20 protein-coding genes and 1 pseudogene are annotated in these 21734 nt (G+C 73.5%); 9 read left to right on the top strand and 12 right to left on the bottom strand.

The features are described from left to right. Nucleotide 1 precedes the first annotated feature (1 nt). The gene (locus tag ACZ466_RS08490) at nt 2-1603 is read left to right on the top strand and encodes an FtsW/RodA/SpoVE family cell cycle protein (protein WP_378282560.1); all 1602 of its coding nucleotides are present in this window, start codon (nt 2-4) and stop codon (nt 1601-1603) included. A 2-nt stretch (nt 1604-1605) separates the two neighbouring features. Here ACZ466_RS08490 and ACZ466_RS08485 read toward each other — a convergent pair whose 3' ends face one another. Beyond that, entirely contained in the window at nt 1606-3213 is a 1608-nt protein-coding gene (locus ACZ466_RS08485; protein WP_378282561.1) for a serine/threonine-protein kinase, read from the bottom strand. A gap of 85 nt (nt 3214-3298) precedes the next feature. On the opposite strand from ACZ466_RS08485, the gene ACZ466_RS08480 reads away from it, so the two are divergent. After that, the gene (locus ACZ466_RS08480; protein WP_378282562.1) at nt 3299-4249 is read left to right on the top strand and encodes an alpha/beta hydrolase; all 951 of its coding nucleotides are present in this window, start codon (nt 3299-3301) and stop codon (nt 4247-4249) included. A gap of 10 nt (nt 4250-4259) precedes the next feature. On the opposite strand, the gene ACZ466_RS08475 is transcribed toward ACZ466_RS08480, so the two are convergent. Next, nucleotides 4260-5960 carry a serine/threonine-protein kinase gene (locus tag ACZ466_RS08475; RefSeq protein ID WP_378282563.1) on the bottom strand — a complete coding sequence of 567 codons (1701 nt, stop codon included), beginning with the start codon at nt 5958-5960 and terminating at the stop codon, nt 4260-4262. Nucleotides 5961-6025: 65 nt separating this feature from the next. Then, the gene (locus ACZ466_RS08470) at nt 6026-6631 is read right to left on the bottom strand and encodes a TetR family transcriptional regulator (RefSeq protein WP_378282564.1); all 606 of its coding nucleotides are present in this window, start codon (nt 6629-6631) and stop codon (nt 6026-6028) included. A 270-nt stretch (nt 6632-6901) separates the two neighbouring features. Here ACZ466_RS08470 and ACZ466_RS08465 point away from each other — a divergent pair, with 270 nt between their 5' ends. From ACZ466_RS08465 to ACZ466_RS08455, 3 genes are all read left to right on the top strand, one after another. Continuing rightward, nucleotides 6902-7174 carry a hypothetical protein gene (locus ACZ466_RS08465; protein WP_378282565.1) on the top strand — a complete coding sequence of 91 codons (273 nt, stop codon included), beginning with the start codon at nt 6902-6904 and terminating at the stop codon, nt 7172-7174. 228 nt (nt 7175-7402) lie between these two features. Beyond that, nucleotides 7403-7678, top strand: coding sequence for a DUF6504 family protein (locus ACZ466_RS08460; RefSeq protein ID WP_378282566.1), 276 nt, complete (start codon nt 7403-7405; stop codon nt 7676-7678). A gap of 6 nt (nt 7679-7684) precedes the next feature. Then, nucleotides 7685-11101, top strand: a complete 3417-nt coding sequence (locus tag ACZ466_RS08455) for a DNA polymerase III subunit alpha (protein WP_378282567.1) — start codon at nt 7685-7687, stop codon at nt 11099-11101. A gap of 22 nt (nt 11102-11123) precedes the next feature. Here the strand turns inward: ACZ466_RS08455 and ACZ466_RS08450 are convergent, their stop codons facing one another. From ACZ466_RS08450 to ACZ466_RS08435, 4 genes are all read right to left on the bottom strand, one after another. Further along, nucleotides 11124-11804 (bottom strand): DUF4328 domain-containing protein, encoded by a 681-nt coding sequence (locus tag ACZ466_RS08450; protein WP_378282568.1) that lies wholly within the window; start codon nt 11802-11804, stop codon nt 11124-11126. A 118-nt stretch (nt 11805-11922) separates the two neighbouring features. Then, nucleotides 11923-12255, bottom strand: coding sequence for a hypothetical protein (locus tag ACZ466_RS08445; RefSeq protein ID WP_378282569.1), 333 nt, complete (start codon nt 12253-12255; stop codon nt 11923-11925). A 44-nt stretch (nt 12256-12299) separates the two neighbouring features. Beyond that, nucleotides 12300-12953 (bottom strand): response regulator, encoded by a 654-nt coding sequence (locus ACZ466_RS08440; protein WP_378282570.1) that lies wholly within the window; start codon nt 12951-12953, stop codon nt 12300-12302. Between the two features lie 13 nt (nt 12954-12966). Further along, entirely contained in the window at nt 12967-14202 is a 1236-nt protein-coding gene (locus tag ACZ466_RS08435) for a sensor histidine kinase (RefSeq protein ID WP_378282571.1), read from the bottom strand. 261 nt (nt 14203-14463) lie between these two features. Between ACZ466_RS08435 and ACZ466_RS08430 the strand changes: the two genes are divergently transcribed. The 3 genes from ACZ466_RS08430 (at nt 14464) to ACZ466_RS08420 (ending at nt 16587) form a co-directional block, all read left to right on the top strand. Then, a complete protein-coding gene (locus tag ACZ466_RS08430) occupies nt 14464-14706 on the top strand; it encodes a hypothetical protein (RefSeq protein WP_378282572.1) in 243 nt (80 codons plus the stop codon). Between the two features lie 145 nt (nt 14707-14851). Next, nucleotides 14852-15646: a class I SAM-dependent methyltransferase gene (locus ACZ466_RS08425; RefSeq protein ID WP_378282573.1), complete on the top strand. Its 795-nt coding sequence runs from the start codon at nt 14852-14854 to the stop codon at nt 15644-15646. A 143-nt stretch (nt 15647-15789) separates the two neighbouring features. Continuing rightward, on the top strand, nt 15790-16587 hold the full coding sequence (locus tag ACZ466_RS08420; protein ID WP_378282574.1) for an alpha/beta fold hydrolase: 798 nt from the start codon (nt 15790-15792) through the stop codon (nt 16585-16587). Nucleotides 16588-16618: 31 nt separating this feature from the next. Here the strand turns inward: ACZ466_RS08420 and ACZ466_RS08415 are convergent, their stop codons facing one another. From ACZ466_RS08415 to ACZ466_RS08395, 5 genes and pseudogenes are all read right to left on the bottom strand, one after another. Beyond that, nucleotides 16619-17344, bottom strand: coding sequence for a thiamine pyrophosphate-dependent enzyme (locus ACZ466_RS08415; RefSeq protein WP_378282575.1), 726 nt, complete (start codon nt 17342-17344; stop codon nt 16619-16621). Between the two features lie 90 nt (nt 17345-17434). Further along, nucleotides 17435-18115, bottom strand: coding sequence for a thiamine pyrophosphate-binding protein (locus ACZ466_RS08410; RefSeq protein WP_378282576.1), 681 nt, complete (start codon nt 18113-18115; stop codon nt 17435-17437). A gap of 109 nt (nt 18116-18224) precedes the next feature. Beyond that, nucleotides 18225-19245: pseudogene (locus tag ACZ466_RS08405) on the bottom strand (LLM class F420-dependent oxidoreductase). 312 nt (nt 19246-19557) lie between these two features. Further along, complete coding sequence (locus ACZ466_RS08400) at nt 19558-19764, bottom strand: DUF397 domain-containing protein (RefSeq protein ID WP_378282578.1); 207 nt, start codon at nt 19762-19764, stop codon at nt 19558-19560. Beyond that, a complete protein-coding gene (locus ACZ466_RS08395; RefSeq protein WP_378282579.1) occupies nt 19755-20597 on the bottom strand; it encodes a helix-turn-helix domain-containing protein in 843 nt (280 codons plus the stop codon). Before ACZ466_RS08395 ends, ACZ466_RS08400 begins: the two co-directional genes overlap by 10 nt. A 219-nt stretch (nt 20598-20816) precedes the next feature. On the opposite strand from ACZ466_RS08395, the gene ACZ466_RS08390 reads away from it, so the two are divergent. Further along, nucleotides 20817-21602, top strand: a complete 786-nt coding sequence (locus ACZ466_RS08390) for an ATP-binding protein (RefSeq protein WP_378282580.1) — start codon at nt 20817-20819, stop codon at nt 21600-21602. Nucleotides 21603-21734: the final 132 nt, after the last annotated feature.

Below are 21734 nucleotides of genomic sequence, written 5' to 3'. Positions count from 1 at the left end.
AGTGAACAGGATCGGGGAACGGGTCAAGGCAGGGCCGCTGTTCCAGAAGAGCAACGCCGCCTGCCTGGGGATGCTCGTCTTCGCGATGGCGCTGACGCTGGCGGCCTTCGCCGAGGTCGGGCTCGCACGGGACGGGCGGCTCCCGCTGGGCCTGCCCCTCTACGGGGGTGCTCTGGCGCTGCTCGCCCTGATCGCGTTCATGGCGCAGGCCAGGTTCGCGCCCTACGCCGATCCGCTGCTGCTGCCGCTGGCGGTGGCGTTGAACGGCCTCGGGCTGGCGATGATCTACCGGCTCGACCTGGACACCAGCGCGGACAAGCAGGCGGCGCTGGGCACCGGGGAGGTGGCCAAGGACGCGGCCGACGCGCCCAGCCAGTTGATGTGGACGTTCGTCGGCATCGCGCTCTTCGTGGCCGCCGTGCTCATCATGCGGGACGGCGCCAAGCCCGGCGCCCGGCTGTCGTTCACGCCCAAGTCCACGCAGCGCTACACCTACCTGATCGGCCTCAGCGCGGTCGTGCTGCTGCTGTTGCCGATCGTGCCGGGCATCGGCGCGTCCATCAACGGGGCCCGGGTGTGGATCCGGGTGGGCGGGTTCTCGCTGCAGCCGGGCGAGTTCGCCAAGATCATGCTGGTCGTCCTCTTCGCCGGATACCTGGTCAACAAGCGGCATGCGATGTCGCTGATCGGCCGGCGGATCGGGCCGGTCAGCCTGCCGCGCGCCCGCGACCTGGGCCCGATCCTGGTGATCTGGATCGTCTGCCTGGGCGTGCTGTTCGTCCAGAAGGACCTGGGCACCGCCCTGCTGTACTTCGGCCTGTTCATCTCGATGCTCTACATCGCCACCCAGCGGACCTCGTGGGTGCTGATCGGCGTCGGGCTGCTGGCGGCCGGGATCGCCCTCGCGACCGTGCTGCCGTTCATGAGCCACGTGAACCAGCGGATCGACATCTGGCAGAACCCCAAGCCCTACTTCGACGGCGGCTGCCAGATCGGCGCCAGGGTCATCCCCGTCAACCCGGACACCGAGCTGTACAAGCAGGAGGCCGCGGCCTCCGGCCGGGACCTGGGGGCGGGGCTGCGCGCCTGCACGAAACTGCATGGCAAGTACGCCGACAGTGCGCAGTTGTTGCAGGGCCTGTACGCGCTCGGCGCGGGCGGGGTACTGGGCACCGGACTCGGCCAGGGGCAGCCGTGGCGCACTCCGCTGTCGTTCAGCGACTTCATCTTCGACTCGCTCGGGGAGGAGATCGGGCTCACCGGCTTGATGGCGCTGCTGGTGATGTACGCGTTGTTCGTGCAGCGGGGGATGAAGACGGCCGTCGCGGCACGGGATCCGTTCCTGAAACTCTTCGCGGGCGGGGTGTCGTTCATCCTGGCGCTCCAGGTGTTCCTCATCGTCGGGGGCGTCACCAGGCTCATCCCGCTGACGGGCCTGGCGACGCCGTTCCTGGCCCAGGGCGGGTCCTCGCTGATGGCCAACTGGATCCTGGTCGCGATCCTGGTCCGGATGAGCCACGACGCGCGCAAGCCCGCCCCGCAGGCGATCCAGGAGGAGGGCATGACCCAGGTCGTGAACGTGCGGCAAGCGCCCGAGCCGTGAGGTCAGTAAAGGATCTCGGCCATCTCGAAGTCGTCGAAGTCGACGCGCACCTCGGCGGCCCCGGTCTCCTGGGCGGCGATCAGCCCGACGTTGCCCTTGAGCATCGGGCGGTCGGTGTCGTCGATGTCGGCGGCGAGCTCGCCGTTCACCCACATCCGCAGCCAGATCTGGTCGCCGTCGGGCTCGCAGGCGATCTGGACGCGGTTGGGGCCGGCGGTGTCGAAGCCCGTGACCTCGCCGATTCGCGCCAGCTCCTTGGAACCGCGGTCCTTGGTGACCTTGCGGACCACCGCGCCCTGGCCGTCGCGGCGGACCAGGAACCGGTAGCCGCTGGCGCCGTTGTCGTACTGCTCGGCGCAGATCAGGCCGAACATCCCGTGCGGCGGGCCCTGCGCGGCCTTGACCGTCACCGTGGCCAGGACCGATTCGGGCATCCGCTCCCGGGTGACGGGCGACATCCTGAGCTTGACCGGGTTCATCCCTCCCGCGTCCAGCCCGTAGGTACCGCCCGGCTTGAACCCGAAGCCGATGAGCGAGCCCTCCTTGTAGTCGCTGTTGCCCCAGCCCGACCGCCGGTCGGAGAAGTCGTCGGTGAAGACGCTGCGCGTGTCGTCCGGGACCGCCTCGTCCGGGTCGCTGAGCCAGTCCCTGGCCTGAAAGATGGTGAAGGGGACCGCGAGCACGACGGCGACCGTCAAGATCAGCAGCTTGGGCGAGCCGGAGGGCCGCCGGCTTCTCGGGGCAGGCTCCTGTACGGCGGTCTGCTCCGGCGGCGCCGGGGCGGGTGCGGGTGCGGGCGGCTCCTGGCGTCCGGTGAGACGGGTCAGCAGGTCGCTCACGGTGGGACGGTTGCGCGGGTCCTTGTCGAGCGCGGCGGTGACGAGGTCGCGGAGAGCAGGGTCGAGGCCGTCCAGCACGGGCGGCTCGGTCATCACCCGCCGCATGATCGCCGGGACGGTCGAGTCGGCGAACGGCGACCGGCCCGTGCCCGCGAAGGCGATCACGCAGCCCCAGGAGAACACGTCGACGGCGGGAGTGATCTCCTCGGATCGGAAGATCTCCGGCGCGATGTAGGCGGGGGTGCCGACGAACTGCCCGGTGCGGGTGGGGCCGTCGACCGCGTCCAGCGCCCGCGCGATCCCGAAGTCGATCACCCGCGGGCCGGTGGGGGACAGCAGCACGTTGGCGGGCTTGAGGTCGCGGTGCACGATGCCCGCGTCGTGGATGGCGCCCAGCGCGGTCGCGATGCCGACCGCCAGGCCGTCGAGGCCGCCGCCGTGCAGCGGCCCGTTCTCCTTGACCGCCTCGTCCAGGGACGGGCCGTCGACGTACTCGGTGACGACGTACAGCGGGTCGCGGTCGAGTTCGGCGTCCAGCACGGGCGCCGTGCAGAAGCGGCGGACCCGCCGGGCGGCCGTCACCTCGCGGCGGAAGCGCTCGTGGAAGGCGGGCTCGTCGGCCAGCTCCGCGTTGATGACCTTGACCGCGACCGGCCGCCCCGCCGCGTCCTCGCCCTGGAAGACGGTGCCCATGCCGCCGCGGCCCAGCCTCCCGACGATCCGGTACTCGCCCAGCCGCCTGGGGTCGTTGTCGCGCAGCGGGCTCGGCATCGTGCGGCTCCTGGGAGGATACGGGGGCGGCAGGAGGTTAGATTTCCAGCCATGCAGGCCGGATTCAACTGAGGGGGCGCGATTCATGGACGTGACGACCGATGTGCTCGGTTCCGGGTACGAGGCGATCGAGCTGCCGCTCGGCGAGGACGCCGAGGGCGAGGTCGTCGCCACCCTCGTCAGGCGCCGCCGCACCGACCCCGGCCGCCGCGCCGTCCTGTACGTGCACGGCTTCATCGACTACTTCTTCCAGAAGCACCTCGCCGACTTCTACGTCGAGCGCGGCTTCGACTTCTACGCCCTCGACCTGCGCAAGTACGGGCGGTCGCTGCGCCCCCACCAGACGCCCAACTTCGTCAACAGCCTCACCGACTACTTTCCGGAGATCGACGAGGCGGTGCGGATCGTCCGGGAGGAGGACGGCCACGACGTTCTGCTCCTCAACGGCCACTCCACCGGCGGCCTGGTGGCGGCGCTGTACGCGGACCGGGTCAAGGGCCGGGGGCTGGTCGACGGGCTCTTCCTCAACAGCCCGTTCCTCGACATCAACGAGCCGCTGGTGATGCGGAAGCTGGGCGCGGGCCTGGCCAGGGTGCTCGGGCGGCGGTTCCCGGCGGCGAAGCTGCCCGCCGGGGTGTCCGACCTCTACCCGCGCAGCATCCACCGCGACCACGAGGGCGAGTGGGAGTTCGACCTGGAGTGGAAGCCGCTGCTCGGCTTCCCGGTGCGGGCCGCGTGGCTGGCCGCCGTGCGGCGCGGGCAGCTGCGCGTGCACGCGGGGCTCGGCATCGACGTGCCCGTCCTGGTGATGTCGTCGGACCGCAGCGTCAGGCCCAAGCCGGGGGTCGCCGACCTGAGCGGCGCGGACGCCGTCCTGGACGTGGAGCACATGGCGCGCTGGGCGCCCCGCCTCGGCCGCCACGTGACGCTGGTACGGATCGAGGGCGGCCTCCACGACCTGGTGCTGTCGGCCAAGCCCGCCAGGGAGCGGGTCTTCGCCGAGCTGGACCGCTGGATCACCGGCTACCTCGGCTGAGCCGGGACGCTCAGCCGAGGATCTTCGACAGGTCGAAGTCGTCGAAGTCCACCGCGGTCCTCTGGGCCGCGTTCCCGCCTCGCTCGATGAACAGCCCGGCCCAGCCGTGGGGCAGCGGCCGGTCGGCGTCGGTGTAGTCGATCACCTGCTCGCCGTTCACCCACAGCCGCAGCCTGATGTCCTTGCCGCCCTCGCCGGGCTCGCAGGCGATCTGCAGCCGGTTGGCGCCCTTCTCCTTGAAGCCGGGCACCGTGTCGACGTTGTCGAGTTCCTTGGTCCCCTGGTCGCCGGCCTTCTTGCGCAGCAGCGCGCCCTTGCCGTCGTTGCGGATCAGGAACCCGTACTGGCTGGAGGTCGACTCGTTGCCGCGGCACGTCAGGCCGTACCGGCTGTCGGGACCGCCCGCCACGACGGCGGTGGTCGCGGAGACCAGCATCCGCTGGGGCAGCTGCTCGGCCTTCTCCTTGGGCACCCAGCGCTCGCGGGACTGGTCGAGGCTGTTGGTCTCCAGGCGGTACCTGCCGTCCTTGTAGTCGTACTGGCCGGTGAAATCGCCCCAGCCGGAGCCCTCGTTGGAGAAGTCGTCGGCGAACTCGGTGGCCACCTGCTCCGGCGGCCCGTCCGAGCCGAAGACGGTGAACAGCAGCGCGGCGCCCGCGACGACGGCGGCCAGGGCCGCCGCGCCGATGATCAGCGGCCTGCGCGGGACGCCTGCGCCCCCGCGGCCTTCCGGCGCCCGGCCCGGCGGCCTCCACGGGGGCGGGGTGTCGCCGCGCGTGGCCCCGGCGGTCGGCGGGGGCGGCGTGGACGGCGGCGGCGGCGCGGTGGCGGGGCCGTGCCAGCTCGCCTGGACGGTCTCGGCGAGCCGCGCCGGGTCGGCCTGCGCGTGCCCGACCAGCCGCTGCAGCAGCTCCTGCACCGACGGGCGGCGCTGCGGGTCCTTGTCGAGCGCGGCGGCGACCACGTCCTTCAGCCCCGGGTCGAGGCCGTCCAGCGTGGGCGGGTCGTGCGCCACCCGGTAGAAGATCTCCGGGACGGTGCTGCCCGCGAACGGCGCGCGTCCCGTACCGGCGTAGGCGACCACGCAGCCCCAGGAGAACACGTCGGCGGCGGGCGTGACCTCCTGGCCGCGCAGCAGCTCGGGCGGCAGGTAGTTGGGCGTCCCGACGAACTGGCCGGTACGGGTCGGGCCGTCGGCGGCGTCCAGCGCCCGCGCGATCCCGAAGTCGATCACCCGCGGGCCGGTCGCGGACAGCAGCACGTTCGCGGGCTTGAGGTCGCGGTGCACGATCCCGGCGCCGTGGATGGCCGCCAGCGCGGTCGCCACCCCGACCGCCAGCCCCTCCAGGTCGGAGCCGGGCAGCGCGCCGCGCTCCGCGACCGCGCTCTCCAGGCTGGGGCCCTCGATGTACTCGGTCACGACGTAGAGCGGGTCGCGGTCGAGTTCGGCGTCCAGCACGGGGGCGGTGCAGAAGCGGCGGACCTGCCGGGCCGCGGTCACCTCGCGGCGGAACCGTTCGCGGAAGGCGTCCTCGCTGGCCAGCTCGCGGTTGATCACCTTGACGGCGACCTTGCGGCCGGCGTCGTCCGAGCCCAGGAAGACGGTGCCCATGCCGCCCCGGCCGAGCCGCGACAGCAGCCGGTACCGGCCGAGTTCGCGCGGATCCTCCGGCCGCAGCGCCCCGGAGTTCGCGCCCAGATGCGTGGTCATCGTCTGCAAACCTTAGCGGCAAGTCCTGGAATGTCGCGCTTGTATAGGGACGGCCGGAGCGGGCGTCAGATCCAGCGGGGCAGCTCGTCCCGGGCCCGCTTCATGACGGCCTCGACCCGGGCGGCCACCTGTGCGGGTTCCCAGACGCCGTGCCGGGCGCAGTCCTCGAACGCCACCCGGGCGGCGGCGGTGTGGAAGGCGACGATCAGCCGGGGCCGGACGTCGTCGGCCGGATCGGTCCCCAGCCGCCCCGCGACCAGCGTCACCAGCTCGCCCTCCGCCGCGGCGTGCCGGGCCATCTGCGCGGCCACCAGCGGCGGGTTGGCCTCGATCACCTGGCGGACCCTGCGGAAGCGGGCGGCGGCCTCCGGCTCGCTCTCGGCGATCGCCGCCAGCACCGCGCGCAGCGACTCGTACAGCGCGGTGAGGGGCCGCTCGCCGGGCGGGCGGGCGGCCAGCGCCTCCTTCATCACCTCGTCGTACTCGGCGAGGAAGCCGGTGACCACGTCCTCCTTGGTGGCGAAGTAGCGGAAGAAGGTGCGCTGGGACATCTGGACGGCCGCCACGATCTCGTCGATCGTCGTCGCCTCGTACCCCTTCTCCAGGAAGAGTTCGAGGGCCGCGTCCACCAGGGCCGTCCGGGTCCGCAGCTTCTTCAGCTCGCGCCTCACAGGGGTTGTGTATCACGGAGCGTGTGCGCGCGGGGCGCCGGTCCGCATCCCCACCTGGGGTGCTCCGGGAGGCGTAAGCATCCCGTGGCGTTTGGTAACGGGCAGGTCACGGAGAGTGAGGGCAGAATCAAAGACGAGGGCGCCACCTTCCCGGATTTCCCGAGGGGATCACCTGCCACGGGCCATGCTGGAGGGGCGGCGCCGGTTGTCGCCGCCCGGACGCCGCGCGTCGCCGGGCGGCCCGGGCCCCACACCCAGAGGCGGATGATCGTGGCAGTTGTCGGTGCGCAGGAGTTCGCCGAGGTCCGGCGCCATCACCTCGCGGTGCTCGCGTACGAGGTCGAGGGGCGCGGGCTGCTGTGGCGGCTGGCCGGCCCCGAGGAGTCGGTGCTGACCGTGCTGGGTCCGCGGACCCGCCGGCAGGCCATGGTGGTCGCCACCCCGGCCGGGGACGGCTGGAGCTACCTGTGGACGGGCGGCGGGATCGCCGATGTGACCGAGGTCATGGGCGTCGCCGACCGGCTCGCCCGGCTGCTCGGCTGAGCCGCTCGGCCGGGCCGTCCCACCAGGCCCTCACCCCGATCCGGTCTGTCCATTAATCGGCGGTTTGACCTGCGCTTTTGCGGGTAGGCGCCGGGAATATCCGTGGTGATCCCGCCTTGCCGCCCGGGGGTCGACTTCCCTAGACTCGGACGCGAACGTATGTTCGAGACAGGCCGCATGCCTTCCCCTGTGCGGTGATCGATACGACACAGAGGGCGGGGAAGGCGGATGACGCGCGTGTTCGGCGATCCGGTCGAGGTGTGGACGACCGACGGGCGCCCGGTCCGGTTCGTGTGGCGGGGCCGGCTCTACAGCGTCCGGCGGGTGCTGGAGCACTGGGTCACCACCCGGGACTGGTGGCGCGAGCAGCAGCCGGAGGCGGAGGTGACGGGGGAGCGGGAGTTCTGGCGGGTCGAGGCGACGCCCGACCGGGAGATCGGCGTGTACGAGCTGCGCTACGACGCCGCCACCGACGGCTGGATGCTGTCCCGGGTGTGGGACTGAGCAGCCGTGCACCTGCATGTCGCCTCCTCCTACTCGCTGCGGTACGGCGTCGCGCCCCCGCGGGCGCTCGCCGAACGCGCCGCCGAGCTGGGCATGGAGACCCTCGCCCTGACCGACCGCGACGGCCTGTACGGCGCCGTCAAGCACGTGCGGGCGTGCCGGGCGACCGGCCTGCGCCCCGTGCTGGGCGCCGACCTCGCCGTCCGGCCGCAGGCGGGCGCGAACGTGCCCGAGCCGGAGGAGCGGATCGTGGTCCTGGCCACCGGCGCCACCGGGTGGGCCTCGCTGTGCCGCCTGGTCACCGCCGCCCACGCCGAGGGCGGGCGGGGCGCCCCGGTGGTGACCCGGGAGCTGGTCGGTGCGCACTCCGGCGGGCTGGTGGTCCTGCTCGGGCCGCGCTCGGACGTGGGCCGGGCCGTCGCCATGCGCCGTCCCGACCTGGCCGCGGCGCGGCTGGCGGCCTGGCGGGAGGCCGCCGAGACGGTGGTCGAGATCGTCGACCACCACGGCAGGGGCGAGGGCCACCGCGCGGCGCGGATGCTCGCCCTGGCCCGGGAGGCGGGCGTCCCCGCCGTGCTGGGCAACGCGGTGCGCTACCGCGACCCGTCCGACTACCCGGTCGCGCAGGTGCTCGACGTGGCGCGCAGGCTGGCCCCGCTGCACCGCCGCCACCTGGACGACCAGACCGGTCACGCCTACCTCAAGTCGGTCCCCGAGATGCGCCGGGTCGCGGAGCTGAGCTGCGGCGACGAGGCCGCCGCGCTGCTCGCCGAGACCAGGCGGCTGGCGGAGCGCTGCGCCCTCGACCCCGGCCGCGACCTGGGCATGGACGACGTCCACCTGCCCGACACCGGCGACGACCCGCACGGGCGGCTGGTCGCCCGGTGCGAGGAGGGCCTGGCGCGGCGCGGCCTGGAGCGCTCGGCCGAGGCGGCCCGGCGGCTCGCGCACGAGCTCGGCATCATCGCCCGCAAGGGCCTGGCCTCCTACTTCCTCACCGTCGCCGAGGCCGCCCGGCTGATCCGCTCCCTGGGCATCCGCTGCGCCATCCGCGGCTCGGGCGCGGGCAGCCTGGTCAACTACCTGCTCGGCATCGGCGACCTCGACCCGCTCCGGCACGACCTGGTCATGGAGCGGTTCCTGGCCGACAGCCGCCCCGGCCTGCCCGACATCGACCTCGACGTGGAGTCGGCGCGGCGGCTGGACGCCTACCGGGCCCTGTTCGACCGGTTCGGCTCCGACGCCGTCGCGTGCGTGTCGATGATGGAGACCTACCGGGCGCGCAGCGCGATCCGCGAGGTGGGCGGCGCGGTCGGGCTGCCCCCGGCCGAGATCGACGCGATCGCCAAGGCGTTCCCGCGGGTGCGGGCCCGGCAGATCCGCACCGCCCTGCACGACCTGCCCGAGCTGCGGCAGAGCAACCTGGCGCACGGGCGGCTGGAGGTGCTGTTCCGGATCGCCGAGCGGCTCGACGGCCTGCCCCGCCACATCGCCATGCACCCCTGCGGCGTCCTGCTGTCCAACGCCACGCTCCGCGACCGCAGCCCGGTCGAGCAGAGCCTGCTGGACTTCCCGATGAGCCAGTTCGACAAGGAGGACGTCGAGGCCATGGGGCTGCTCAAGCTCGACGTCCTCGGCGTCCGGATGCAGTCGGCGATGGCGCACGCGGTGGACGAGATCGACCGGGCCGGCGGCGGCCGCGTCGACCTGGAGGCGATCCCGCACGACGACGCCGCCACCTACGCGATGATCCGCACCTCCCGCACGCTGGGCTGCTTCCAGATCGAGTCGCCGGGCCAGCGCGAGCTGGTCGGCAAGCTGCAGCCGCGCACCCTCGACGACCTGGTCATCGACATCTCGCTGTTCCGGCCCGGCCCGGTCAACTCCGACATGGTGTCGCCGTTCCTGGACGCCCGCCACGGCCGCCGCGCCCCCGCGTACCCGCACCCCGACCTGGCCGGGCCCCTGCGCGAGAGCCTCGGCGTGGTGGTGTTCCACGAGCAGGTCCTGCGCGTCCTCGACGTCATGACCGGCTGCGGGCTGTCGGACGCGGAGGCGGCCCGCCGCGCCCTGGCCGACGAGCAGGGGCAGGCCGAGGTCGGCGAGTGGTTCCGCGAGGCGGCCCTGGCCCGCGGCTACGACGAGGCCACGGTCGGGAAGGTGTGGCGGACGCTCACCGCGTTCGGCGCGTTCGGGTTCTGCAAGGCGCACGCCGCCTCCTTCGCCCTGCCCACCTACCAGTCGGCCTGGCTCAAACGGCACCATCCGGCGGCGTTCTACGCGGGCGTCCTGACCCACGACCCCGGCATGTACCCCAAACGGGTCATCCTCGACGACGCCCGGCACTTCGGCGTCCCGATCCTGCCGCTGGACGTCAACCGCTCGGAGGACGCCTGGCGGATCGAGCCGGTGCCCGGCTCCCCGGACGGCTTCGGGATCCGGGTCGCGCTGGGCGAGGTGCGCGGCATCAGCGACGCCGAGACCGGACGGCTCGTCGCCGGGCGCCCCTACCGCTCGCTGACCGACTTCTGGCACCGCGCCCGCGTCTCCCGTCCCGTCACCGAACGGCTCGTCCTGGCCGGAGGGTTCGACGCCCTCTACGGCATCGGCGGGTCCCCCGAACCGGTCGAGGGCGTGCCGTCCCGGCGCGACCTGCTCATCCGGGTCGGGGCGCTGGAGCGCTCGTCGGTGCGGCCGGGCCGGGGCGTGGTCGAGGGCCAGCTCCCGCTCGACGGCGCGGGAGCTCCCAGCCTCGACGGGGGCGGGACGTTCGAGCCGCTGGCGATCGGGGAGCTGCCGCCGATGACGCCCGGCGAGATGGTCGAGGCCGAGCTGGAGATCCTCGGCATGGACGTCAGCCGGCACGTGCTCTCGTTCTACGACGGGCTGCTCGACCGGCTCGGCGTCGTCCGCGCCCGCGACCTGCCCCGCCGCCGCGCCGGCGAGGACCTGCTGGTCGCGGGGGTCAAGGTCGCCACCCAGACGCCCGCGGTGCGGTCCGGGCAGCGGGTGATCTTCGCGACCCTGGACGATTCCACCGGCCCGGTCGACCTGGCCTTCTTCGAGTCGGTGCAGGACCGCTGCGCCGCCACCGTCTTCGGGTCCTGGCTGATGGTCGTGCGGGGGCGGCTGCGCCGTCCGGGCGAGCGGGCGGTGTCGCTGACCGGCTTCGACTGCTGGGACCTGACCGCCCTGTACGAGGCGTGGCGGGAGGGCGGCGACGAGGCGCTGCGGCGGGCGATGGCCCCGGTGCGGCGCGACGGCGGCCGGGCGCGCCCCTCGCCCCGCCGCGTCCTGTACGCCAACGGGTTCGCGATGTCCCCCTACTCCGACATCGGCCACGCGGGGGAGGCGGTCAAGCGGCCGCCGAGCCGGCTCTGGCACGCCAGCGGCGGCAGCTCCGGCCCGACCACCCCGTCCTGAATCCGTCCGAGGTTCTGGGGGCCTACGCGTCGCGGGCGATCTGGAGGCGGGTGATCTCGAACACCGACGCCATGCACAGCGCGGCGGCCAGCGCCTCGCAGGCCGCCGCCGCCACCCCCACGTGCACCGAGAACCGCGCCTCCGCCAGCGTGTGCACCCCGGTGACGGCGAACAGCCGGGCCAGGCCCACGCCCAGCAGCACGAACCCCCACCAGCCCGCGACCACCGCCCCGACCGCGTGCCGCTGGGTCGTGCGGAAGCGCCCGCTGTTGACCCACACGTCGTACACCAGCCGCGGCGGCACCCACAGGTTGGCCAGCGGGGTGATCCAGCCGAACAGCACCCAGGCGCGCCGGTGCCGGTGCGGGCCCGGGGACTGCCCGTACGCCCGCCACAGCCAGCCCAGGTACAGCAGCCCGGTGATCCCGGCCATGATCGCGCAGATCAGGAAGACGTCGGTGTAGGGCGCCAGCACGCGCTCGGTGACGACCGGGTCATAGGTGTCGTGGGTGGCCTGGTGCAGCGGCTGGAGCAACCGGACCAGGCTGATGCCCGAGCCGAGCGCGACGAAGGCGTTGAACCCGAGCAGCATGAAGACGGCGACGCCGACCGCGCGGAAGTCCCGGCGGCGGGCCCAGGCCCCGCAGGCCGGGCAGCGGGCGACCTCGGTAGGGATGATGTCGCCGCACAACGCACACGGCATGATCCACCTCCGGCCGCCGGGGACGGGGACTTTGCCGCCCGTTGTCGAGGATCCTACGTACGTTTGACCCGTGCCGCCCAACGGCGGTTCGCCCTCCGCCGAGGGAAGGCTGGCACGGTCAGGCCCGGAGGACCACGGGTGTGACGACCGCCACGGCCAGGACGGTGAGGACCGACCAGGCGGCCAGCCGGGGCAGCGAGCCCGACGCCACGAGCCGTTCGGGGCGCAGCCCGGTGGCCAGGATCAGCGCCCACCATTCGGCGGTGAGCGCGATCGTGCCGTACAGGGTGCCGAACCCCAGCACCGCGCAGAACAGCACCATGCCGGGGGCCGTCATGGCGTGCGCGGTCAGCGCGGTTCGGCGGGTGAAGCCGGACAGGCCGCGGCGCAGGCCCGCCGCGATCGCGCCCCAGCCGATGGCGGCGAGCAGCCACAAGCCCAGGAGCGCCACGGGAATGCCGTGGAATGACTCCGGTAGCAGTTCCTATCCCTTTCCTAGCCCTTCATGAGGCCCGTCTCCCAGGCCCAGGCGGCGACCTCGACCCGGTTGCGGGCGTCGAGCTTGCGCTGGACGCTCCCCAGGTGGGTCTTCACGGTGGAGAGCGAGACGAACAGCTCCCCGGCGATCTCCTCGTTGGTACGGCCCCGCGCGACCAGCCGTACGACGTCCAGCTCCCGCCCGGTCAGCGCCTCGCGGGGCGGGCGCGTCCCGGACGGGGCGGGGACGGCCAGCCGCTCCAGCAGCCGGACGGTGACCGACGGCGAGACCAGCGAGCCCCCGCCGGCCGCGGCCCGCACGGCCTCGACCAGCAGCGCCGGGCCGCCGTCCTTGAGGAGGAACCCGGCGGCGCCGCCGCGCAGCGCGCCGTAGACGTACTCGTCGGTGTCGAACGTGGTGACGATCACGACCCGGAGCGGGTCGGGCACCTCCGGGCCGGCCAGCAGCCGGGTGGCCTCCAGACCGTCCATCCGCGGCATCCGGATGTCGAACAGGCACACGTCCGGGCGCAGCCGCCGGGCCAGCTCCACCGCCCGCGCCCCGTCGGCGGCCTCCCCGACCACCTCCATGCCGGGCTGCGCGTCGATGATCATCCGGAATCCGGTGCGGACCATCTCCTGGTCGTCGGCGATCAGCACGCGGAGGGTCACGGCGCCGATTCTCTCAGCTCTCCCGGGGCCTCCGGACCTCTCCGGGGGCGTCGGCGCCCAGGGCGGGGACGACCGCGACGACCTCCCAGCCGCCCTCGGGACGCGGCCCGGCGCGCAGCTCGCCGCCGATCGCCACGACCCGTTCCGACAGGCCCGCCAGCCCGAACCCGCCGGACGGCAGGCGGCGCCCCCGGCCCCGGCCGTCGTCGCGCACCGCCACCTCCACGGCGCCGGGCTCGTGGCGCGGCCGGGCCACGCTCACCCGGACGGAGGTGGCGTCGGAGGCGTGCTTGCGCGCGTTGGTCAGCGCCTCCTGCACCACGCGGTGCAGCGAGGTGGCCACCTCCGGCGCCAGCGCGCCCAGGCCGGGGTCCACGGTCAGCGTGGCCGGGGGATCGGAGAACCGCGCGACCAGCTCCCGCACCTGCTCCATCCCGGCGAGGGGACGGGTGCCGCCCGCGCCGTCCGGGGCCTCCCCGGCAGGTCCGGCACCCTGGGACTGCTGGGCCTCGCGCAGCAGGCCGACCATGCGGCGCATCGAGGTCAGCGCCTCGGTGCCGGCGGCCTCGATGTCGCCGAGCATCTTGTCCAGCCGCTCGGGGTCCTGCGCGGCCGCCGTACCGGCGGTGTACCGGGCGGCCTGCGCCTGCACCACGATCCCGGTCACGTGGTGGGCGACGAAGTCGTGCAGGTCGCGGGCCAGTTCCAGGCGCTCGTCGCGGCGCGCGTCCGACAGCGCGCGGGCCCGCCGCGCGTCCACCGCCCGCAGGTAGAGCCCGGCGCCCAGCGCGATCCCGACCAGCACCGCCAGCGGCGCCGAGAACACCAGCCAGGCCAGCGGGGTCGCCCGCAGCGGCAGCACCACCACCGCACCGCCGACCAGCGCGGCCAGCGCGAGCAGCCGAGGCCGCGGCGCCCGCCACACCACCCGGGCGAGCAGTACCAGCAGCGCCGCGACCTCGATGAGGATGCTCGGATTGCCCGCCAGCCCGTCCGTGGCCCCCAGCAGGCCGGTGATGGCGAGCGACAGCACCGCCGCGGCCGCCGCCCACCGCTCGGCCCCACGGGTCAGCAGCGCGCCCGTCCCCGCGAACGCCGCCACCCCGATCGTCGCCAAGCCGAACACCTTCCCGCCCGTGCCGAGCACGCACAGGGCCAGGTACAGCGCCGCGCAGGCACCTATGGCGGCGCGCAGCAGGCAGCCGCCGACCGACCCGACGCGCTCCAGCCGGGGTCCCCACTCGTCCATGGCACCGCAGGGTACGGCTCCGGGCCGAAGCCCGGATCGGCCATTCGGCCGATGCCGCGGCCCGGCGGGTGCGGGGGGAACGCGCGTTCGAAAAAATGTCAGTGGCGGGGCGTAAGTTAGCAGCGTGATTCGGGGTACACCTCGGAATAAGCATCGAACCGGTGAGCTTGTTCGATGCGTACCTCCGGGTACATCCCGTTCCGGCGGAACGGGCCCTCAGGGGGAGGGCGCGATCGCCGGGTCGCAGAAAGGGGTAGTGCAGTGAGCGCAGCGACCGGCACCTTCCACCTCTCTCACCCGCGGCTTTACGGGCCCGCCGAGCGGACCGTCATCGAGCCGTGGCTCACCGAGCTGTCCCATCAGACCATGAACGCCTACGCCGACACCGCGCCGGTCCAGGCCGTGGCGGCACCGGCCGAGGAGGCCGCGCTGCTCGCCCTGGTCGAGGAGCTCCCCGCCGCCCGTCCCGCCGCGCGCCGCGGCGTCCTGGCCACGGCCGCCTAGCCCGCGCCGGCCGCCGAGAGAGCGAGAACGGGGAGGGGCGGAGACGAGCCGATCGTCTCCGCCCCTTCCCGTTTCCCATGTTCGGGTGTCTCATATACCAAGACGCATTTCTCAGATAGTGGGCGGCCGGTCTAGGGTCGGGAGCATGAGCTACGTCCACGGTCACCACGAGACGGTCCTGAGCTCCCACCAGTGGCGCACGGTCGAGAACTCGGCGGCCTACCTGGTCGGCCGCCTGCGTCCCGGGCTCGCGGTCCTGGACGTGGGGTGCGGGCCCGGGACCATCACCGCGGGCCTGGCCGAACGCGTCGCCCCCGGCACCGTCACCGCCGTCGACGCCGCCGCCGACGTGCTGGACCAGGCGCGGCGGACCATCGCGGACAGGGGCCTGGCCAATGTCGCGTTCGCGGTCGCGGACGTGCACGCGCTCGACTTCCCCGACGACGCCTTCGACGTCGTCCACGCCCACCAGGTGCTCCAGCACGTGCCCGATCCGGTGCGGGCGCTGCGCGAGATGCGCCGCGTGTGCCGTCCCGGCGGCGTGGTCGCCGCGCGCGACGCCGACTTCGGCGGGATGGTCTGGCACCCCAGCCCGCCCGGCATGGACGACTGGCTGCCGCTCTACTACACCGTGGCGCGGGAGGTAGGCGGCGAGCCTGACGCGGGCCGCCGGCTGGTGTCCTGGGCGCGGGCCGCCGGCTTCACCGACGTCACCGCGAGCGCGTCGGCCTGGTGCTACTCCACGCCGGAGGAGCGCGAGTGGTGGAGCGAGTCGTGGGGCGGGCGCATGCTCCGTTCGAGCGTGGCGGACCGGGCCGTGGCGGGCGGCCACGCGACCCGCGAGGACCTGCGGCGCGTCTACGCGGGCTGGAAGGAATGGGCCGCGGCCGACGACGGCTGGTACGCGGTCGTGCACGGCGAGATCCTGTGCCGCGCCTGAGCGCCACCGACCCCAACCGCTTTTCCGGCATGACCGGAAGGTCGGGTCAATTGACCGGGTGGTCGGCGGCCGCCTAGCTTCGGCCGCATGCGCACCAGGGACCCGCGCGGCGCCCCACGTGCGATGTCCGGGAGGGGAACCACATGATCAGACGGGTCCGGACGGCGCTCGGGACGGTGGCGGTGAGCGTGACGGGGGAGGGGCCGCCGCTGGTGCTGCTGCACGCCAACCCCGGCGACCACCGCGACTACGACGCGGTGATTCCGGCGCTGGCGCAGCGCTACACCACCTACGGCGTGGACTGGCCCGGCTACGGCGGGTCGGCCGGGGCGACGGCGGCGCCGTCCGCGATGGCGTACGCGGAGATCCTGCCGGAGATCGTGGACGCGCTCGGGCTGGACCGGGTCGCGGTGATCGGCAACAGCGTGGGCGGGTACGCGGCGGCGCGGTTCGCGATCGCCCAGCCGGAGCGGGTGACGGCGCTGGTGCTGGTCAACAGCGGCGGGTTCAGCGCGCTCAACCCCGCCACCCGCGGCTTCATCCGGCTGATGGGACGGCCGGCGGCGATGCGGCTGCTGGCGGGCCGGCTGCCGCGCTTCTACCTGCGCGGCCGCACCCAGGCGGTGCGGGAGATCATCGCCCGGGACGCCGCGCGGCGCGGCGACCCGGAGGCCAACGCGGTGGCCGCCGCGCTGTGGCGCAGCTTCGCCGCGCCCGAGCACGATCTGCGGTCCCGGGCCTCGGCGATCACCGCGCCGACGCTGCTGGTGTGGGGCAGCCGCGATCCGATGGTCGGCCTGGACGCGCCGGGCGTGCGCAGGGCGATCCCAGGCGCGGCGTGGCGGAGGCTGCCGACCGGGCACGCGCCGTTCGCCGAGGCGCCCGCGCGATTCCTGGGCGCGGTCATGCCGTTCCTGGACGAGGCCGTCGTCCCCGCCTGAGCCTCGGAAGGCCCCCGGGGCGGCGCGCGGGTCAGAACGGGCCGGTCAGGTCGCCGAGGGCGTCGGTGAGCTTCAGGTTGTGGGAGTAGTCGACCGGGACGGTGACGACCGAGACGCCGTCGCCGGCGAGCGCCTCGCGCAGCGTGGGCAGCAGCTCGCCGGCGGCGCCGACACGGTACCCCCTCGCGCCGAAGCTCTCCGCGTACTTCACGAAGTCGGGATTGGAGAACCTGATCGAGGTGCTGCGGCCCAGCTCCAGGTCCATCTTCCACTCGATCAGGCCGTACGCGCCGTCCTCCCAGATCAGCACGGTGATCGGGATGTCCTCCCGGACCGCCGTCTCCAGCTCCTGGGAGTTCATCAGGAAGGCGCCGTCGCCGGTGGCCGCCAGCACCCGCCGGTCCGGGCGGGCGAGCTTGGCGGCGAGCGCGCCCGGCACCGCGAAGCCCATCGACGACAGCCCGTTGGAGACCAGCAGCGTGTTCGGCTCGTAGGTCGGGTACGTGCGGGCCATCCACATCTTCACCGCGCCGGTGTCGGCCAGCACGATGTCATGGCGGCCCATCGCCCGCCGGATGTCGGAGACCACCCGCAGCGGCGACAGCGGGAAGCCGTCGTCGGCGGCGCCCCGCTCGAACTCCTCGCGCAGCATCCGCCGGATCTCGCGGCCGGTGCCGTTGACGTCGAAGCGGCGGTGCACCGAATCGGCCAGCGCGTGCAGCGTCCGGGAGATGTCGCCCTGGATGCCGACCTCCACCGAGTAGTGGTCGTCGACCTCGGCGGGGAACCGGTGGATGTGGATGATCTTCTTGTCGCCATCGGGGTTGATCTTGGCCGGATCGAACTCCTAGGCGAACCCCGTCAGCGCCTGCGACGCCTCGGCGCGGGCCGCGCCGTGCCCGGCCAGCACGATCGGCCGGCTCGCGAGCGCGATGACGTCGGCGGCACGCGCCACCTGCGCGGGCGAGGGCTCCTGCGGGCGCACCACGTTGACCGGCAGGGGGCCGAGCCCGGAGGGCACCTTGGCCGCCTCGACGTCCTCGGGAATGGCCAGGTAGACCGCGCCCGGCCGTTCGGTCTGCGCGGTCTTGAACGCCTTGCGGACCATCTCCGGCAGCGCCTCGGCGGTGGGCGCCAGCTCCGCCCACTTGGTGATCGGCCGGAACAGCGAGACCAGGTCGACGACCTGGTGGGACTCCTTGTAGATGCGGTCCAGCCCGACCTGCGCCGAGATCGCGACGACCGGCGTGCTGTTGGTGGTGGCGTCGGCCACGCCGAGCTGCAGGTTGATCGCGCCGGGGCCGAGCGTCGCCGACGCCACCCCGGCCTTCCCGGTCAGCCGGCCGTAGATCTCGGCCATGAACGCCGCGCCCTGCTCGTGCCGGACCAGGACATAGCGGATCGAGGAGTCGCGGAGCGCGTCGACGAAGTGGATGTTCTCCTCGCCCGGCAGGCCGAACACGTACTCCACGCCCTCGGCCTCGAGCGTGCGGACCAGCAGCCGGGCGGCGTCCTCCTGCGCGGACATCGTCGTCCTCTCCCCGTTTCGTCGATCTCGGCGGACATCCGCCTCAGCACCGGCGGCGCACGGGGCATTCCCGCCTGGACGCGGCCCGAACGTCCCCCGGAGGGACGGGTCAGCCGCGGACCAGGTCGCGCAGGGCGCGCAGTGTCGGCTCGTCCTTGGGCCCGCCCAGCAGCAGCGTGGTGACCGGGCTGTCGCGCCACAGCTGCAACCGCTCCTTGATCCGGCCGAGCGGGCCGAGCAGGGAGATCGAGTCGGCCAGCTCGTCCGGCACGGCCCGGATCGCCTCGTCCCGCCGCCCCGCCAGGAACAGCTCCTGGACGCGGGCGGCCTGCTCGCCGTACCCGAGCCGGCCGATCAGGTCGAGATGGAAGTTGCGGTCCTTGGCGCCCATCCCGCCGATGTAGAACGCCAGCGGCACCTTGGCGAACTCCAGCGCGGCGTCCAGGTCGTCGGTCACGATCGCGGTGACGGTGGCGGCGATCTCGAAGCCGTCCGGGCGGCCCGCCAGCGAGTCGCCGAAGACCGTGTCCACCTGCGCCGGGTCGATGAACATCGGCAGCCAGCCCTGCGCGATCTCGGCTGCCAGCGCGACGTTCTTCGGCCCCTCCGCGCCCAGGTAGACCGGGATCTCCGGGCGCGCTGGATGCACGATGGACTTCAGCGGCTTGCCCAGCCCGGCGCCGCCCGGGAACGGCAGCGGGTAGTGCGGGCCCGCGCTGGTGACGGGCTCCTCGCGGCGCCAGACCTGGCGGAGGATGTCGATGTACTCGCGGGTGCGGGCGAGCGGCTTGGGGAAGGGCACGCCGTACCAGCCCTCGACGACCTGCGGGCCGGACGCGCCCAGCCCCAGGATCACCCGCCCGCCCGACAGCGCGTCGAGGGTGAGCGCGTGCATGGCCGTGGCCGCCGGGGTGCGGGCCGACAGCTGCACCACGGCGGTGCCCAGGCTGATCCTCGAGGTCCGGGCGGCGTACCAGGTGAGGGGGGGTGAAGGCGTCCGAGCCGTACGCCTCGGCCGTGAAGACCGAGTCGTAGCCGAGCCGCTCGGCGGCCAGCACGGTCTCGGTGTGGTCCTCGGGGTCGCGCTGCCAGTACCCGACGTGGATGCCGAGCTTGAGATCCGCGGTCATCGGTCGCCTCCGCTCATTCGACGCTGTGTTTCACAACCCCGGCCCAGGGTGCTCGCCTGGCGGCTCGCACCCTGACCGAGGTTGGGCGAGCGCGGCATCGCTTCGCGATCTGCCCGGTGAGGCTCGCCTCCGGCGTCGCCTCACCGGGCAGGTAACGCGCTCGCGCAGTGGCTCGGCCACCTGACACACAGACTCTAGAACACGTTCTACTTCCTGTGCAGGGGCAGGGCCCGGCGAAGGGTGCCGGGCGGGCCGAGGGGCCGCGGCGAGATCGCCGCGACCCCTCGGGAAGAAGACCTTCCGAGTGCTCGCCTAGGCGCGCCGGACGGCCTCCAGGAAGCGGTGCCACTCGGACCGCGTGAACATCAGGGCCGGGCCGTGCGGATCCATCGAATCGCGCACCGCGCGGTGGTCGCCGGTGAGGGCGGCCACCTCCACGCACTGGTTGCCGCTGCCGCTGTGCGACGACTTGCGCCAGTGGGCTCGGGTGATATCGGGGGAGGGGTGGTTCACGTGCATCTCCTTGCTGCCTCGGCTATGAGGTGCGCGGATTCCTCGGGGGAGAGGGCCGCCTTCGTGATACGGGCGAAGCGGTCCCCATGTGTTGCTATTGCCTCGGCGCTTTCGAGATAAACGTCGCCCATGGTCCCCTCGACGTAGGCGATATCGGGGTCTGCGGGGTCGGGAAACGAAAGTATCGTGAAACGTCCGTCAAGTCCGGCATGTTCTTTTGCGTCGAACGGCAGCACCTGGAGGGTGATCCTGGGCCGGGAGGCCATCGCGCCCAGCTGGACGAGCTGTTCCGCCATCACCTCCGGCCCGCCGATCGGCCGGTGCAGCACGCCCTCGTCGAAGATCAGGTGCACCCGGGGCGCCTGCTCCCGTTCCAGCAGCGCCTGCCGGGCCCTGCGGGCGTCGATCCGGCGCTCGATGTCCTCGGGGGTGGGCAGCATCCGGCCCGCGGTGATCACGGACCGGGCGTAGTCCTCGGTCTGCAGCAGCCCGTGGATCAGCTGGGGGTCCCAGGTGCGGATCTGCGAGGCCTCGTCCTCCAGGGCCACGTAGCTGCCGGTGAACACGTCGGCATAGGCGGTCCACCAGCCGCGCTGGCCCGCCTCCCGCGCCAGGTTGATGAGCGCGTCCCGGGCGGGGCTGGGCACGCCGTACAGATCGAGTATGTCCGCGATGTCGTTGGGCTTGGGCCGGGTCTGCCCCGTCTCCAGCCGCGAGACGGTGGCCCGCGACCAGTCCAGCCGGTCCGCCACCTCCTGCAGGGTGAGACCCTGCGCCTCTCGCAGCCTGCGAAGCTCCCGGGCCAGCCGGCGACCGCGCACGGTGGGCCGATACGTCATGAGCCGAGAGTCTCCCGATTCGGTCCGTTCCGTTCAACACAAACGAGCATGCCGGTAACGCCAATCTTGCGAAGCGTGTTGCGTGAGTGAGATTCTCACGCGAAGCTGAGGAAACGTGATCGCCTGTGAGCGGAACGTAACGGGACAGTAGTGGCACAGGCCAGGCGAGTGGCAGTGTTGGCGAGTCCGGGCACCACGGACGTGATGCGGGAGGGTCCCGTGAAGACCTCACCAGAGACAGCCGGACCAGCGACGGCGGGCTCCGCGGACGGCGTCGCCGCCGCCGACGACTCCGGAGGCGGGGCGCCGATGCTCCGTTCCGCCGGTACGGCGGGCCGGAAGGGCGCCCGGGACGACGCCCGCGACCGGCGCGACCGCCGGGAGGGCCCCGACGGCCGAGGGGGCCGCCCCGGCCACGCGGGCCACGCCGGGTGGCGCGCCCGGCTGAGCGCCGCGGAGGCCCGCGTCGACGAGGTGGTGGTACCGGTCGTCCCGTCGGAGTGCCCGCCGCCGCTAGGGCGGGCCTGGGCGCTCCCCGAGGGGCCGGGCTGCGCCCGGTACGCCCGCTCGGTCCTGGCCGAGGCGCTGGCCGAGGCCGGAGCGTCCCGCGCGGCCATCGCCGACGCCAAGCTGATGGCCAGCGAGCTGGCCACCAACGCCCACCAGCACGCCGCCGACCGGGGCCCGCACGAGCTGTGGCTCTACGCCGGCGGCGCGTCCGGCGGCGAGCTGCGCTGCGCGGTGTTCGACCGCGACGCCGCCGCCCGCCTCCCCGGCTACTCCTGGACCTCCGGCGACTACGGCCGCGGGCTGAGCATCGTCCAGGAGCTGTCGGAGGGCCGCTGGGGCATGCTGCGGACCATGTCGCGGTGCCTGCCGAGGGCGCGCGGCAAGGCGGTCTGGTTCACCGTGCCCGCCGCCGTCCAGCTTCCGGCCGACCTGCTCCGCGCGCCCTACCGGGCCGTCGTCCCGGCCCCCGCGCCCGCGCCGCCGCCGCTCGGCTGAACGGCCGGGGGCGGGCGGTTCGCGCCTTCTCCACCTCGGCCGCCGGCGCGCGGAGCCGGCGGTAGAACACGTTCCCGGCACGCCTCCGGACACGGGTGCCCGGACGCTCTCACCCCACCGCGACTTGGGCGG

Source organism: Actinomadura rugatobispora (assembly GCF_055379765.1).
Note: the sequence above shows the minus strand (reverse complement) of the source record. Positions and strands in the feature narration are given on the sequence as shown.